The sequence below is a fragment of the Butyrivibrio proteoclasticus B316 genome, from assembly GCF_000145035.1.
GTDB lineage: Bacteria > Bacillota > Clostridia > Lachnospirales > Lachnospiraceae > Butyrivibrio > Butyrivibrio proteoclasticus.
In genome coordinates, this window is the sequence record NC_014387.1 from 1469713 (window position 1) to 1486406 (window position 16694).

Below are 16694 nucleotides of genomic sequence, written 5' to 3' on the forward strand. Positions count from 1 at the left end.
TTTATATGAATTAATTCGGAGGAAAATCAAAATGGCAAAGACAATTAAGTACGGCGCAGACGCCCGCACAGCTATGGTAGAAGGCGTTAATAAGCTTGCAGATACAGTAAGAGTAACTATCGGACCTAAGGGTAGAAACGTAGTCCTTGATAAGTCCTATGGCGCTCCTACAATCACTAATGATGGTGTTACAATTGCCAAAGAGATCGAGCTCGAGGATGCTTATGAGAACATGGGCGCTCAGCTTGTTAAGGAAGTTGCTACAAAGACTAATGATGTTGCCGGTGATGGTACAACAACAGCTACTGTTCTTGCTCAGGCTATGATCAATGAAGGTGTCAAGAACCTTGCAGCAGGTGCTAATCCAATCGTTCTCAGAAAGGGTATGAAGAAGGCTACAGACGCAGCTGTTGAATCAATCAGCAAGATGGCTACCAAGGTTAAGGGTAAAGAGCAGATCATGAGAGTTGCAGCAGTTTCATCAGGTGATGATGAAGTTGGTCAGATGATCGCTGATGCTATGGAGAAGGTTTCTAACGATGGCGTTATCACTATCGAAGAGTCCAAGACAATGCAGACAGAGCTCGACCTTGTAGAAGGTATGCAGTTTGACAGAGGATATATCTCAGCTTACATGGCTACAGATATGGACAAGATGGAAGCTACTCTTGAGGATCCATTCATTCTCATTACAGACAAGAAGATTTCTAACATTCAGGATATCCTTCCTCTTCTTGAGCAGATTGTTAAGACAGGTTCTAAGCTTCTTATCATCGCTGAGGATGTTGAGGGCGAGGCTCTTACAACTCTTATCGTTAACAAGCTTCGTGGAACATTCAATGTTGTAGCTGTTAAGGCACCTGGTTATGGTGACCGCAGAAAGGCTATGCTTGAAGATATCGCTATCCTTACAGGCGGTAAGGTTATTTCTTCTGACCTTGGTCTTGAACTTAAGGATACAACAATGGATGACCTTGGAAGAGCTAAGAGCATCAAGGTAGAAAAAGAGAAGACAACAATCGTTGATGGTCTTGGAAACAAGGATGATATCAAGGCTAGAGTTGCTCAGATCAAGAAGCAGATTGAGGATACAACATCTGATTTCGATAAAGAAAAGCTTCAGGAGAGACTTGCTAAGCTCGCTGGCGGTGTTGCAGTTATCAGAGTAGGTGCTGCTACAGAGACAGAGATGAAGGAAGCAAAGTACAGAATGGAAGATGCTCTTAACGCTACAAGAGCAGCTGTAGAAGAGGGTATCATCTTTGGTGGTGGTTCAGCTTATATCCACGCATCCAAGGAAGTTGCCAAGCTTGTTGATTCACTTGAAGGTGATGAGAAGACAGGTGCTAAGGTTGTTCTCAAGGCTCTTGAGGCTCCTTTATTCCACATTGCTAACAATGCAGGTCTTGATGGATCAGTTATCGTTAACAAGGTTAAAGAGTCTAAGCAGGGCGTAGGTTTCAACGCATATACAGAAGAGTATGTTGACATGGTTAAGGATGGTATCATCGATCCTGCCAAGGTTACACGTTCAGCTCTTCAGAACGCTACATCTGTTGCATCAAGCTTCCTTACAACAGAGGCTGCTGTAGCAACAGTTAAAGAGCCAGTTCCTCCAATGCCAGCAGGCGGCGCAGGAATGGGCATGGGAATGTAATTTCATAGTAGACCTTATTGAGCCAGAGTCTTTCGCGACTCTGGCTCCTTTGATTCATAGATAATCTTCACGTGATTTTTGCATCATGTTTTTCAATATCTTGCCCCGACTTTTTAAAAGGTATACAATATTTAGTGAAGTCTTGTTTAAATTTTCGGGGGAGATGAAAATGGAAAACAGTGAAGCCAAGGGCGGGAACAGCGTAATGCTGAAAATCTGCGCTTTTATTGTCGATAAGCGCAATCTTTTCTTCTTGATATATGCGATTTTATGTATATTCGCGGCAATTTCCAGAAACTGGGTAAGTGTAGAAAACCAGTTGTCTGAGTATCTGCCTGAAACCTCTGAAACGTGGCGCGGCCTCAAGCTTATGGAAGAACAGTTTACCACCTATGGATCCACCAAGGTTATGGTGGCTAATATTTCTTATGATCAGGCGCTTCTCATTCAGGAAGACCTTGAAAACATGGATGGTATTTTTTCTGCAGAACTTGATGATTCTGATAAGCATTATAATAATGGCTCTGCACTTTTTAACATAACCTTTGACTATGATGAAAAAGATGATACATGTCTTGAACTACTTGAAAAGGTCAAAGAATACTTTGAAAACTATGATTGTTACCTGTCAACAACACTTGGTGATACCCAGTCCGAACTGATAAATCAGGAGATGAGTGTAATATCAGTTCTTGTTGTATTTGTAGTTGTAGGTGTCCTTCTTTTGACATCGCAGGCTTATGCAGAAGTGCCTGTTCTTCTTTTGACCTTTGGAAGTGCTGCACTTGTGCAGATGGGAACCAACTTCCTTCTTGGAACTATCTCTTTTGTTTCTGATTCTGTAACTATAGTACTTCAGCTGGCCCTTTCGGTTGACTATGCCGTTATTTTCCTGAACAGGTACAAGGAAGAGCATGCAGAGCTTCCTTATCGTGAGGCCTGTATTGTTGCTTTATCCAAATCAATTCCGGAAATATCGGGAAGTTCTCTTACCACAATCGGCGGTCTTATAGCAATGCTGTTCATGCAGTTTGGAATAGGCAGGGACATGGGAATAGTACTGATCAAGGCTATTTTGCTGAGCCTTTTATCAGTATTTTTACTAATGCCCGGAATTATAATGCTTTTCGCAGGTCTGATGGAGAAAACCCAGCACAAGAACTTTGTTCCGCAGATTCCGTTTGTTGGAAAATTTGCATACGCAACAAGATACCTGATAGCCCCGGCTTTTGTTGTAGTCATCATTGTTGCAAGCAGGATTTCAGCCAGAACACCTTATGTATATGGCTATTCACAGATCACACCACCTCTTTTAAATGATGTTCAGAAGGCACAGAATATGCAGGATGATAACTTTAATTCTGACAATATGGTGGCGCTCGTATTTCCTTCAGGTGATTATGACAAAGAGAAAAGGCTTATAGAAGACTTACTTGCAGAAGATAAGGTTACATCTGTAACAGGTCTTGCTAATACAGAAGCTCTTGGTGGTTATACGCTTACAGATAAACTTACTCCAAGACAGTTTTCTGAACTTTTAAATATAGACTATGAGATAGCTGAACTGGTTTATACGGCCTATGCAGTTAATGATGAAGATTACGCCAAGGTTGTAAATGGACTTGCAAATTATAAAGTTCCGCTTATTGATATGTTCATGTTTGTATATCAGGAGGTTGATGAGGGTTACGTAACACTCTCTGATGAGCTTATGGACAAGCTTTCTGATGCAGACAGAATGATGAATTTTGCCAAGCAGCAATTACAGGGACCTGAGTATTCAAGAGTTCTGGTCTATCTAAATCTTCCTCAGGAGTCTGATGAGACATTTGCTTTTTTGCAGAAAATCCATAGAATAACCGAAAAGTACTATGATGCAGATAAAATCTATGTAGTTGGTGAATCTGTCAGCCAATATGATCTAAAGAAGTGCTTTGACAGAGATAATAAGGTTACCAGTATAATTTCTATTCTTGCAGTTTTGGTGGTCCTTCTTTTTACCTTTAAATCTGCAGGTATGCCTGTACTTTTGATCGCTGTCATCCAGGGATGTATCTGGATCAATTTCTCAGTACCTGCTCTGCAGCACGACAATTTGTTTTTCCTGGGATATCTGATTGTAAGTTCTATACAGATGGGTGCAAATATTGACTATGCCATAGTTATAGCCGGACGTTATACGGAACTTCGAGAGAAGATGGGTAAAAAAGAAGCCATAATCAGCACTATGAATCTCTCTTTTCCAACAATAATCACATCCGGTACTATGCTTGCTGTTGCGGGCACTCTGATAGGTAAAATGACTTCAGATTGCGCGATTTATGGAATTGGAAAGTGTCTTGGAAGAGGAACTATTATCTCTATTTTGATAACTATGTTCGTGCTTCCGCAGATCCTTCTGGTGGGAGATAAGGTGATTGAACTTACTGCTTTTGTTATGAATATGCCAATTCAGACCAAGCAGAAGGCTGGAATTATGCGAATTGACGGTCTTGTACGAGGACACATCGATGGAAATATCAATGGTGTAGTTCATGCTGTGGTACGAGGTAATATCAGTGCTTATGTTGATAATGATGCCATTAAGATGCTGGATGAAAACGGCGAGGAAGTAACTACTATGGCTGAGACAGCAGGGGAGGAGAGCTGATATGAAAAAGAGATTATGCGCGCTTCTTCTTGGCATATTGTTTGTAACAACACCAGTCATAACAGTGTTTGCTGAAAACGGAGACAAGGAAGCTGAAAATACAAGTCAGAGCAATGCACCTGAGATCACTACAGGCACCTATGAAAGAGCTCTGGAAAATGAAGTCGATGTAGACGAGGATATCAAAGAAAATATACTGGCGGTAATACCTGAAGATATTGAAGAGATAACTATTGGAACAACAGAAGAGTTCCTCAAATTTGCTGATAACTGCAGGCTTGATACCTGGTCGGTTAATAAAAAGATTACTCTCACAAACGACATCTCTCTTCTTGGTACAGACTTTATAGGAATACCATCCTTCGGAGGCATTTTTGATGGTGGAGGTCATACTATCAGTGCCTTTAATGTAGATAAGGGTATGTCCTACATAGGTCTTTTTACTGATGTTCAGAAAACCGGAGTGATCACTAACCTTAATGTCAAAGGAAATATCATACCTGCTGGAGAGCAGATAACTATTGGAGGAATCGCTGCAACAAACAGTGGCTACATACACAAATGCAGCTTCACCGGAGTTGTAAATGGAAATGACTACGTTGGCGGAGTGGTTGGAGTTAACCAGCTTACAGGAATTATCGATGACTGCAACTGTGCCGGCTATGTCCATGGAGTTCATTTCACTGGCGGAATTGTTGGCTCTAACATGGGCTATGTGACAGACTGCGTCAATGATTCAAGTGTTAATACAACTAACACGGATACTCAGATAACAATTGATTCTATGAGTACCCTTAATAAGGTTATCTCACTTGTCAAAAATGCAAACAGTGAAGAGGAGGATGCTAACGCTGACGTAACAGCTTCTGATACCGGTGGTGTTGCGGGACAGTCAATTGGAATTATCATAGGCTGCATAAACACTGGTGATATCGGCTATGAGCACGTTGGCTACAATGTTGGTGGTATAGCTGGAAGACAGTCTGGATATCTTTATAAGTGCACTAATAGTGGCAAGATCCTTGGTAGAAAAGATGTGGGTGGCATTGTAGGACAGGCTGAGCCCTATATTACTGTTGACCTTAGCACAGATATAGCTTATCAGCTGACTGAAGCTATAGGTAAGCTACATGACCTTGTATCTGTAACTCTGCGCGATACCAGGAATCAGTCCAATGTAATATCTAACAGATTATCCATAATACAGGATTATACAGGGAAAGCCCTTAATGACGTTAAATACATTGCTAATGGAACAATAGACTATGCTAATGGCGTGTCCGGTGCTGCAACAGAGGCTTTTTCAAGAGTTGATTATGTAATTGATGAAGCGACTAAGAAAAATGGTGCTCTTGATCATACAGAAGAAGCCATGAAGGACGTCAAGAAGTCTGCGGGTGATATACGAACTGCTTTTTCTAAGCTCGATGTAGATGCATATATACCAGACAATAGAAGAGATGAATACAATGCAGCCAAGACAGTTCTGGAGGGAGCAGAAGCTCAGTATTCAGATAATTATAGCGGAGCGATAACTCCATGCTTGAATAATGCGATTTATGCACAAAAAGAGAACTATGCATCCACCAAGAACGCGAATACAACCGGTACAAAGCTTGTATATATTTCCAGTGCAACAGGGGCAGATATTACTGCGCAAATGGCTACTGCTGTAAATGCGACTGATATTCAAAATAAAACAGGAGCATCTACAGAAGGTTCATGGCAACATGAAGATGGAACAGCTTTTCCTTCAAGTGATAATACGAAATATCCAGACGATGCAGCTCTTTATGCTGCGGCTAATACTACGGCTATTACAGAGGCATCAAAATATGCTATCAACATTTATGATAATGGCACAAGTACAGGAGCAGTTGCTTATGAACAGGATGTTTTGGTAAGTACCCAGACAGTAATGGGTATACTGGCAGAAGCCGTTCAGTATATGGCAGATGATATGAGGCCTGATGTTGTTAAGAGTATGCAGGAGCTTGAAGATGCAGCTGGAAACCTTGAAAGTGCCGGTCATGACACAAGGTCAATTCTTAACAATATCGCAGGAAGAGACAATATCACTTTCCCTACCTTTAGCGATGAATACAGACTTCGTACAACCTCCTTTGTAGATAATATGCAGGGAATGAACGATAACTTTGGCCTTCTTAATTCAGAGATAAACAATGCTACAGGAGTTCTTACAACTGATCTTGAGGCGGTTAATGATCAGTTCAATACCATAATGCTTCTGTTTACAGATGCAGCAGATGGCGTTCTGGAGATGGATTATACCCAGAATTTTGAAGATGTATCACTAGATGAAGCTGATACCTGTACAGATGCCACTGTAGACTACTGTATCAATTATGGACGCATAGAGGGAGATATTGATGTTGCAGGAATTGCCGGAACCATGGGCATTGAATATGAGTATGACAAGGAAAGCGACATTACAGGAATAAAGGACAGCAAGCTTACGACCTCATATCTTACCAAGTGTGTGCTCAGACATAATGACAACTATAACAGTGTAGTTGGTGAAAAGAACTATGTAGGCGGAATCTGTGGCCTTCAGGAAATGGGAACTATCACAGGCTGCGCTAATATGGGAAATGCGAAGTCTAGCTCGGGCGAATATGTTGGTGGAATATGCGGAAGATCTCTTTCTAACATAGTTAAATCAAGCTCATCAGGAATACTGGATGGTGTCAGCTATGTTGGAGGAATTACAGGCGATGGAATGAATATAAGCGACTGCCAGTCTCTTGTTAAGGTTACCGGTGCTGACAGATGGTACGGAGCTATTTCCGGACATATAGACGAAAAAGGTGTTGTGAGAAATAACTCTTTTATCAGCGATGAGCTTACTGGAATAGACAGATCAAGCTATACAGGAAAGGCAGAGGAAGTTGTCTTTAACTCTGCAGATGTGCCTTATGATTTCAAGAGCATGACTATTACTTTTATGCTTGAAGATGAGGACCTTCCTGATGGAAAAAAGATCATTAAGAAGTCCAGCCTTAAATATGGAGAAGCCATAAGCGAGGAGAATTATCCAAGGGTAGACAATAAAGAGGGCTACTATGTTGTATGGGATAAGCCGCAGATAGATAAGGTTACAACTGATGAGATAATCACTGCAAACTATACCAAGTATAGGACGACTATAGCAGAGGAGAAGACTACAGAGGATGACGGTATCCATCAGGGCGAGATTTTGGTAGATGGACAGTTCAGGGAAGATGATAGGCTTGTAGTTGAAAGGGAAACTCTTTTTAATACTGGTGAAGAGACTAAGTACTCCGAAGAAGGTGACAAGCTGTATGTAGACTACGAGATACTGAAGTTTACAATCCCGGATGATGGAAGGAAAACACATCAGATAAGGTTTGGTATAGATCAAAATATGCAATTGGGAGAGCAAATCACTTATGAGCTCTACCAGGTTCAGGATGATGGCAGTCTGACTAAGCTTGAGAAGACTGGAAATGTTGGTAAGTATGATACCTACGATGTCGAAGGTGATGTCTTAACCTTAGATGTTAAATATAAGGTTGCCAAATACTTTGAATATTTACTTCCTGCGATAGCTATTGGCGCAATAGTATTAGTGGTAGTAATAATCGCTCTGGCTATATTTATTATCAAAAGACATGGCAGAAAGCTTCCTGTTATTATTAACAATGTTGCCAAGGATGTGTCCAAGAAGATAGAGGATAAAGAGCAGCTCTTCTATGATGACAGCAATGATGAGCAGAGAAGTGTAAAAGAAGAGGAAGATAAGAAGGAAGAGAACAAAGAGAAAGAAGATATAGCTGAGGCTTCTGAAAAAGCTGATAATACTGAAGAAAATGCGGATCAGAAACCAGAGAATAAGAAAAAGAAAAAGTCTAGAAAAAACAAGTAAAAGTTAAGCATATTTTGCTTTAATATTAAGAAGTTTTATAGTATGATTACATTACTGTGTAATTAGATAATAAGAGGGGGTAGCATGTCAGTATGGCATGCCACTCCTTTACTTGTGTGTAAGGATTTTTTTTTGGAGGGTAGTTAGTTGGATCTTAATAGACAAAAAAAGGCTCCAGTATATGAAGCTTTGGAGAGGTTTAGGAAGCAGCGCGTTGTTCCTTTTGACGTGCCTGGTCATAAAAGAGGAAGAGGTAACCCAGAGCTCGTTAGCTTTTTGGGTGATAGATGTGTAGGTATAGATGTTAATTCTATGAAGCCTCTTGATAATCTCTGCCATCCTGTTTCTGTAATCAAGGAAGCGGAGGAGCTTATGGCTGATGCTTTTGGCGCAGCTCATGCTTTTATGATGGTTAATGGTACTACAAGTGCTGTTCAGGCTATGGTTTTATCTCATGTCAAAAAGGGTGAGAAGATCATTATGCCCAGAAACGTGCATAAGAGTGCGATAAATGCGCTTATTCTGTGCGGAGCGATACCTGTTTATATTGATCCCAAGGTGGATACAAACCTTGGAATTCCGCTTGGAATGGAACTTTCTGATGTAAAGAAGGCAATCGAAGATAACCCAGAAGCCAAGGCTATTCTGATCAACAATCCTTCATATTACGGAATTTGTTCCAATCTTAAGGCAATAGTTGATCTTGCTCATGAAAATGGAATGAAGGCCCTTGTAGATGAGGCTCACGGAACTCATTTGTATTTTGGCCCTAATCTTCCGCTTAATGCTATGGCTGCAGGTGCCGATATGGCGGCTATCAGTATGCACAAGTCAGGAGGAAGCCTGACTCAGAGCTCAATTCTTCTGTGCGGACCTGATGCTAATATCGGTTACATCAGCAGGATAGTCAATCTTACTCAGACTACCAGCGCAAGCTACCTTCTTCTCGGAAGTCTTGACATTTCCAGAAGAAATCTTGCACTTAATGGGGCATCGAGCTTTGAGAAGGTTACCAAGATGGCTCAGTATGCCAGAGAAGAGATCAATGATATCGGTGGCTATTACGCATATGGCAAAGAGCTCAAGAATGGCGGAAGTATTTATGATTTCGATGAGACCAAGCTCGTTGTAAATACCAGGAAAATAGGCCTTACAGGTATTGAGGTTTACGATCTTTTGAGAGATGAATATGACATACAGATGGAATTTGGTGATCTGTCCAATGTCATGGCATATATTTCGATTGGAGACAGACTTCAGGATATTGAGAGACTTGCAGGAGCTCTTGCGGATATCAGAAGACTTTACTCCAAACCAGAGCAGAGCTTTTTCTCAGCTGAATATGTGACACCTATTGTCAAGGCAACTCCTCAGGAAGCATTCTATGCAGAAAAAGAGTCACTTCCGATTGATGAGACAGTTGGCAGAATAAGTGCTGAGTCTGTAATGTGCTATCCTCCGGGAATCCCGATCCTTTCTCCCGGAGAAGTGATAACTGAGGAAATACTCGGATATATTAAGACAGCTATGGAGAAAGGCTGTTCTATGCAGGGGCCGGAGAGTGAAGATATTTCAGAACTGTTCGTGCTCAAATGATAATCGTTTTACAATATTGATGTATAATTTTAATAGGCTTTTGACTATATAAGGAGACAGATATGGCTGAGATGGATTATTGGTTCAGTGATATGCACACTGGAAATGTTAAGATTAGTATTAGAATCAGTAAGCAGCTTTTTTCCGGAAGCAGTGAATTTCAGAGAATTGATGTCTTTGATTCACCGGAGTTTGGCAAGTTTCTGACTTCAGATGGTAATATTATCTTTTCTGAGAAGGATGAGTTTACTTATGATGAGATGATAGTACATGTTCCCATGGCTGTTCACCCCAAGGTTCAAAGGGTACTCGTTCTTGGTGGTGGTGACGGAGGCGTTGCCAGAGAGCTGTGCCATTACGATGAGATCAAGGTAATAGATGTAGTAGAGCCCGATAATATGTTTGTGGATGTCTGCAAGCAGTATTTTCCTGATAATGCTGTTGGCCTTGAAGATGACAGGGTTCATATCTATTATCAGGATGGTCTTAAATATCTTCGCAAATGCGAGGATATGTATGATCTGATCATAAATGATGCTACAGAACCTCTTGGACATGAGGCAGGTCTTTTTACCAAGGAGTTCTATGGAAGCTGTTATAAGGCTCTTCACGATGATGGAATCATGGTTTATCAGCATGGAAGTCCATTCTATGATGAGGATGAAGAGAGCTGCAGAGCTATGCACAGGAAGGCATACAGAGTGTTCCCTGTAAACAGAGTTTATCAGGCACATATTCCTACCTGCCCTGCAGGCTATTGGCTGTTTGGCTTTGCAAGTAAGAAGTATCATCCTCTTAAAGATTTTAATCCTGACAGATGGGATGAGAGAGGAATCAAGACTTGGTATTATACTACGCACCTTCACAAGGGAGCCTTTATGTTGCCCAAGTATGTTGAGGACCTTCTTCAGGAAGAAGAAGATATGTCGCGCTAAAGCGCGAAATTTTGCACACTCGCGCGAATGGAAATTGATGCTATAGCATCCGCGCTCGGCGCAAGAATTCCGCAAGCGGAATTCTATCATAGTAGGTTATTTATAAGGAGAAGAAAATGGGAAGATTGTTAGTTATTGGCTGCGGCGGTGTTGCGCAGGTAGCTATTCAGAAATGTGCGCAGAACAGCGCAGTTTTTACAGAAATGTGTCTGGCCAGCAGAACAGTCAGCAAGTGTGATGCACTTAAGGAGAAACTTGAGAAAAAGGGAACTCCTGTTAAGATCACAACAGCAACTGTAAATGCTGACGATGTTAATGACGTTATCAATCTTATCAAAGAGTATCAGCCTGACGCAGTTCTTAATGTAGCTCTTCCTTATCAGGATCTTACAATCATGGATGCCTGCCTTGAATGCAAGGTAGACTATATTGATACTGCAAATTATGAACCTGAAGATACAGATGAGCCTGTATGGCGCGCAGCTTACGAGAAGCGTTGCAAGGAAAAAGGCTTTACAGCTTATTTTGATTACAGCTATCAGTGGGCATATATGGACAAGTTCAAGGAGGCTGGTATCACAGGTCTTCTCGGAACAGGTTTTGACCCTGGTGTAACAAGCGTATTTGTTGCTTACGCAAAGAAGCACTATTTTGATGAAATTCACACTGTAGATATTCTTGATTGCAACGGCGGTGACCATGGTTATGCCTTTGCAACAAACTTCAATCCTGAGATCAACCTTAGAGAAGTAAGTGCCAACGGCAGTTACTGGGAGGATGGCCACTGGGTAGAGACCAAGCCTATGGAGATCAAGAGAGTATATGATTTCCCTCAGGTTGGGCAGAAAGATATGTACCTTCTTCACCATGAGGAGATTGAGGCACTTGGCCGCAACTTCCCTGAGATCAAGAGAATCCGTTTCTTCATGACATTTGGTCAGAGCTATCTTGATCACATGAGATGCCTTGAGGATGTTGGAATGCTTTCAACAAGCCCTATAATGTTTGAGGGAAGAGAAATTGTTCCTATCCAGTTCCTGAAAGCTCTTTTACCTGATCCTGCAAGCCTTGGCCCTAGAACAGTCGGCAAGACTAACATCGGATGTATCTTCCGTGGAATCAAGGATGGTAAAGAGAAGACTCTCTTCATCTACAATGTATGCGACCATCAGGAGTGCTATAAGGAGCTTGGAAGCCAGGCTATCAGTTACACAACAGGTGTACCTGCTATGATTGGTACAGCTCTTGTTATGAGCGGCAAGTGGAAACAGCCCGGAGTATTTACTACAGATGAGTTTGATCCGGATCCATATATGGAGATGCTTAATGAGTTCGGACTTCCTTGGGTTGTAGAAGAAAACCCTGTAATGGTAGACTAATAGATAGAAGCTTTATTTACATATAAAAGTTTTTTAGATGTTGTTACCCGTTTTTTGAATAAAGAGCGGGTAACAACTTTTGTTTGTAAATATTTATGGTAAGATAAAATAGACACACAAGATATTAGGAAAGTATTGAGAATTGCGTGGAAACAACATGGAGGCAAATATGAATTTTGATAATATCAAAACTCCTGCTTATGTTATAGATGAAAAAAAGTTAAAAGAGAATCTTGAAATCCTTGATAGAGTACAGAGAGAGTCAGGAGCCAGGATACTTCTTGCTCAGAAGGCGTATTCTGTATATCAGACATATCCATTAATAGCAAGGTATCTTACAGGAGCTACAGCGTCAGGGCTTTTTGAAGCAAGGCTTGCCCATGAAGAGATGAAGCTCTCAGAGCAGGATGATCATGAAAAGAAAATTGAAAATCATGTCTATGAGCCTGCATTTGAAGATGATGAGATGGAGGAACTCTGCAATATCTGCGATCATATAGTTTTCAATTCTCTTAATCAGCTTGAACATCACAGAAAAACCTGGGAGAGTGCTGTCAGAGATGGCAGGGTATCTGTGGGACTTAGGATCAATCCGGAATTCAGCACTCAGGAGGAGCATGAGATATATGATCCTTGTTCAGAGGGCTCAAGACTTGGAATAAAGCTTGCAGATATGCCGGATGAGCTTCCGGAGGGCGTTGAGGGAATTCATTTTCATACTCTGTGCGAGCAGGACTTTGAGCCGCTTAAGCAGACCTTTCATCATGTGGAAGAAAATTTTGGAAAATTCTTCCCTACAAAAGATCATACAGATGAGTCTGCAAATGACAATAATGAGCATGGTTCTGGCCGCAAGATCAAATGGATAAATCTTGGTGGCGGGCATCACATTACAAGAGAAGATTACAATGTTGATGGCCTCATAACCTTTATTAAAGACATCAAGAAGAAATATGATATTGAAGTATATCTTGAACCGGGTGAAGCTATTGCGCTTGATGCAGGGTATCTTGTGACAACAATAATGGATATCGTCAAAACTGAGAGGATGCCCGTACTGATTCTGGATACTTCAGCAGCCTGCCATATGCCTGATGTGCTTGAGATGCCTTATAGGCCACCTCTTAGGGATTCAGAACAGCCCGGAGAACTAGAATTTAATTACAGGCTGTCTTCAAGAACCTGCCTTGCAGGTGATATTATAGGAGACTATAGCTTTGACCATGAGCTTCATATTGGTGACAGACTTGTTTTTGAAGATATGGCGATCTATAGCATGGTCAAGAACAATACCTTTAACGGTATGCCACTTCCTGATATCGATATCATGCATGAGAATGGAAAAATCGATGTTATCAGGAAATTTGGGTATGATGATTTTAAAAACAGATTATAAGCATTTACTAAGACCTACAATCAAGGAGATGAGAAGTGTCAGAGGTTACTAATTCTGTTCCGAAACAAGATGGATTTTACATGCCTGCTGAGTATTCAAGGCATGACGGCACTATAATGATATATCCCGTAAGGCCCGGAAGCTGGGGAAAAGACAGATCAGGAGCCTTATATAGTTTTGCAAATGTTTTCATAGAGATTTTAAAAAGAGAGTATCTTTATCTTATTGCTGATAAAGAGCATTGGATGGAAGCCAAGGATTTCTTGAAAGAGATAATTGCAGACTATGTTGAGGGCATCGGCGATCTGGTTACTCCAATAACAGATGAGGAAGAAGAAAGGATTCTTCTAAGTGCTGAGAGTATGCGCAAAATTGCTAATATTTCAACAGCAGCTGAAGTCCTTGAGAACCGCTATCTGGTCATGCCAATAGATTCAGATGATGCCTGGGCAAGAGATGTGGGACCTACTTTTGTAATAAGAAATCGCAAGCTGGATAATGAATCTGATAAAAGAGATTTAGAGGAAACTCCAAGACCTGAAATAAGGGGAATCAACTGGTCTTTTAACGCCTGGGGTGGAGAAGTAGACGGATTATATGCTTCCTGGGATAAGGATGATCTGGTTGCGAAGGGATTCTGCGATAAGATCGATCTGGATTATTATAGTGCAGAGCCTTTTGTCCTTGAGGGCGGTTCTATTCACTGTGACGGTGAGGGAACCTGCATGGTGACAGAAAGCTGCCTTTTAAGTGCAGGAAGAAATCCTAAGATGACCAAAAATCAGATAGAAGACAGGCTAAAGGAATATCTTGGAGTAGAAAAAGTATTGTGGCTTCCACGCGGTATTTATAATGATGAGACTAATGAACATGTCGACAATGTATGTGCTTTTATAAGACCTGGGGAAGTGGTTCTTGCCTGGACCAATAATGTAAATGATCCTCAATATGAATTGTCCCGCGCTGATCTTGAGTATTTGGAAAAAGAGACTGATGCTAAAGGAAGAAAAATAGTAGTGCACAAACTTCCTATCCCGGACCATCCTGTTCTTGTTACTGAGGAAGACCTTGATAACTACGAGTTTGAAGAAGGAGAAGATTTTAGGGAGGTAGGAGAGAGGCTTGCTGCAAGCTATGTCAACTTCTACTTTGTAAATGATGCTGCGCTTATTCCTCAATTTGGAGGAGAGAATGAAGATAGTGATCTTCGAGCGCTTGAGATACTTGGTAAACTCCTTCCGGATAGAGAAATAATAGGGATTCCGGCAAGAGATATTCTTCTTGGAGGTGGCAATATTCACTGCATTACACAGCAGATACCGGAGAATAATCTTGGTGAGACATGAAAATATTTTGATATAAAGCGAGGAATAATCAGTAATGGGTAATAAGACAAAAGTTGCCTGTGTGCAATTTGCCTGTGGCGCTATAGCTTCATCAGACGCTGATCAGGTTAAGAGAAATATAGAAACGGCTGACAGACTTACAAGAGAAGCAGCATCTGGTGGTGCTAAGATTATTCTTTTGTCTGAGCTTTTTGAGCGTAAGTATTTCTGTCAGGAACGCAGATATGACTATTATGAGCTTGCTCTTCCAATTTCAGAGAACCCTGCAGTTGAACATTTTAAGAAACTTTGTGCTGAACTTAAAGTGGTCATGCCCATATGCGTTTATGAAAAAGACGGAAATGTCTTTTATAATACTGTCGTAATGATAGATGCTGACGGAAGAGAGCTTGGTATATACCGTAAGGCCCATATTCCGGATGATCACTACTATCAGGAAAAGTTTTATTTTACTCCGGGAAATACGGGATTTAAGGTATTCGAAACGACCTATGGCAAAGTTGGCGTAGGAATCTGCTGGGATCAGTGGTTTCCTGAGACGGCAAGATGCCTTGCACTGGCAGGAGCGGATATTATTCTGTATCCTACGGCAATTGGCTCCGAGCCAATCCTTGATGTAGATAGTTCAGGACACTGGATGCGTACAATGCAGGGACATTCAGCTGCAAATATCATTCCTGTTGCTGCTGCAAACAGAATTGGAAGAGAGGATGTTGAGCCTTCTGAAGAAAACGGAGGACAGAAATCAAGCCTTACTTTCTATGGAAACAGCTTTATGACTGATGAAACTGGTGAAGTTATTGTTAGAGCCAGCAGGGACAGAGAAGAAATAATCTATGCTGAATATGATTTTGAGGAAATTAGTAAAATGAGAGCATCCTGGGGGCTGTTTCGTGACAGAAGACCTAAATGCTATAAGACAATAACTGACTGAGGGAGAGAGTACTGCGAAGTGGGGAATGCAGTACAAGACATAATGACATGACAATACAGGCTTATTTAAATCCGGATTTTACACTTATCAAAAAAATTATTTTCTTATGCCTTACACTGGCTCTTTGCGGAGTGTGTATGGGGATAATATATCTTTTTTCCAAAGCCTATGGGAAAAAATATGATGCCAGATGCAGGGAAGAATACACAAAGGAAGATTTTGAAGTAAGAGTGGAGAAATTCTTCGAAATGATCATTTCGGGAACCTGCGTAATGTCTTTTTCCTGTGCATATGTGATCATCAACCATGTTTATGAACTGGTTGAAACAGGTAAAGCAGTTAATCTGACACAGCTCGAGAACTTTCTTGTGACTACATGGGCTGATGGCAAAGACTTTGTTCTTTTGTTTTTGATCTGTTTTTCATGTGTGCTTAATTCTGTCCTTGATACATTTATTATCCCGCTCAAGGTGATCAACAAGGATGAGAAGGCTACCATGAGAATGCTTGGTATGTTTTTTGCCATCATATCGCTTATATACCTTAATACTATTGGTGATGAGAGCCAATATGGTCCGGTTATGATGTATTATCTGGGACTTATGATAGGTAGATTTGTATATTTTGATGCATCCTTTAAAGATTTTATAGATAATATGAAAAAAGTGTTCGCTAATTCGCCGATTTTACTCATGTATGTTCTCTATACGTTTATTTTGGTGTTCATAGGATTTAAAGCGGAATACTTTCTGGAGAGAAATTACTACATTGTCGGAGTTTTCCATTCTGAGCTTTTTATGCTCTTTGTAGTATTTCTTGTTTTCTGGGGCGGAAGGCTTTTATTCAAACAAAGTAAAAAGTCCTCAAAGTCTACAAACTGATATTTACATAATA

10 protein-coding genes are annotated in these 16694 nt (G+C 40.9%); all 10 read left to right on the plus strand.

The features are described from left to right. Window positions 1-31 precede the first annotated feature (31 nt). Window positions 32-1657 (plus strand): chaperonin GroEL, encoded by a 1626-nt coding sequence (gene groL, locus BPR_RS06070; RefSeq protein WP_026662661.1) that lies wholly within the window; start codon window positions 32-34, stop codon window positions 1655-1657. Between the two features lie 169 nt (window positions 1658-1826). After that, complete coding sequence (locus tag BPR_RS06075) at window positions 1827-4307, plus strand: efflux RND transporter permease subunit (RefSeq protein ID WP_042256677.1); 2481 nt, start codon at window positions 1827-1829, stop codon at window positions 4305-4307. A 1-nt stretch (window position 4308) separates the two neighbouring features. Then, the gene (locus tag BPR_RS06080; protein ID WP_013280588.1) at window positions 4309-8214 is read left to right on the plus strand and encodes a hypothetical protein; all 3906 of its coding nucleotides are present in this window, start codon (window positions 4309-4311) and stop codon (window positions 8212-8214) included. Window positions 8215-8361: 147 nt separating this feature from the next. Further along, window positions 8362-9810, plus strand: coding sequence for an aminotransferase class I/II-fold pyridoxal phosphate-dependent enzyme (locus tag BPR_RS06085; protein ID WP_013280589.1), 1449 nt, complete (start codon window positions 8362-8364; stop codon window positions 9808-9810). A 71-nt stretch (window positions 9811-9881) separates the two neighbouring features. Continuing rightward, a complete protein-coding gene (gene speE, locus BPR_RS06090) occupies window positions 9882-10745 on the plus strand; it encodes a polyamine aminopropyltransferase (protein WP_013280590.1) in 864 nt (287 codons plus the stop codon). A 116-nt stretch (window positions 10746-10861) separates the two neighbouring features. Further along, window positions 10862-12124, plus strand: a complete 1263-nt coding sequence (locus BPR_RS06095) for a saccharopine dehydrogenase family protein (protein ID WP_013280591.1) — start codon at window positions 10862-10864, stop codon at window positions 12122-12124. A 169-nt stretch (window positions 12125-12293) separates the two neighbouring features. Continuing rightward, window positions 12294-13520 carry a carboxynorspermidine decarboxylase gene (locus BPR_RS06100; RefSeq protein ID WP_013280592.1) on the plus strand — a complete coding sequence of 409 codons (1227 nt, stop codon included), beginning with the start codon at window positions 12294-12296 and terminating at the stop codon, window positions 13518-13520. A 35-nt stretch (window positions 13521-13555) separates the two neighbouring features. Beyond that, the gene (gene aguA, locus BPR_RS06105; protein WP_013280593.1) at window positions 13556-14866 is read left to right on the plus strand and encodes an agmatine deiminase; all 1311 of its coding nucleotides are present in this window, start codon (window positions 13556-13558) and stop codon (window positions 14864-14866) included. A gap of 34 nt (window positions 14867-14900) precedes the next feature. After that, window positions 14901-15800 (plus strand): N-carbamoylputrescine amidase, encoded by a 900-nt coding sequence (gene aguB, locus BPR_RS06110; RefSeq protein WP_013280594.1) that lies wholly within the window; start codon window positions 14901-14903, stop codon window positions 15798-15800. A gap of 47 nt (window positions 15801-15847) precedes the next feature. Beyond that, window positions 15848-16681: a hypothetical protein gene (locus BPR_RS06115; protein WP_013280595.1), complete on the plus strand. Its 834-nt coding sequence runs from the start codon at window positions 15848-15850 to the stop codon at window positions 16679-16681. Window positions 16682-16694 lie beyond the last annotated feature (13 nt).

Excerpts from the sequence above, each read along its gene's own strand:
- groL (WP_026662661.1), top strand. The coding sequence starts at position 32 with ATGGCAAAGACAATTAAGTACGGCGCAGACGCCCGCACAGCTATGGTA.
- BPR_RS06075 (WP_042256677.1), top strand. The coding sequence starts at position 1,827 with ATGGAAAACAGTGAAGCCAAGGGCGGGAACAGCGTAATGCTGAAAATC.
- BPR_RS06080 (WP_013280588.1), top strand. The coding sequence starts at position 4,309 with ATGAAAAAGAGATTATGCGCGCTTCTTCTTGGCATATTGTTTGTAACA.
- speE (WP_013280590.1), top strand. The coding sequence starts at position 9,882 with ATGGATTATTGGTTCAGTGATATGCACACTGGAAATGTTAAGATTAGT.
- BPR_RS06095 (WP_013280591.1), top strand. The coding sequence starts at position 10,862 with ATGGGAAGATTGTTAGTTATTGGCTGCGGCGGTGTTGCGCAGGTAGCT.
- BPR_RS06100 (WP_013280592.1), top strand. The coding sequence starts at position 12,294 with ATGAATTTTGATAATATCAAAACTCCTGCTTATGTTATAGATGAAAAA.
- aguB (WP_013280594.1), top strand. The coding sequence starts at position 14,901 with ATGGGTAATAAGACAAAAGTTGCCTGTGTGCAATTTGCCTGTGGCGCT.
- BPR_RS06115 (WP_013280595.1), top strand. The coding sequence starts at position 15,848 with ATGACAATACAGGCTTATTTAAATCCGGATTTTACACTTATCAAAAAA.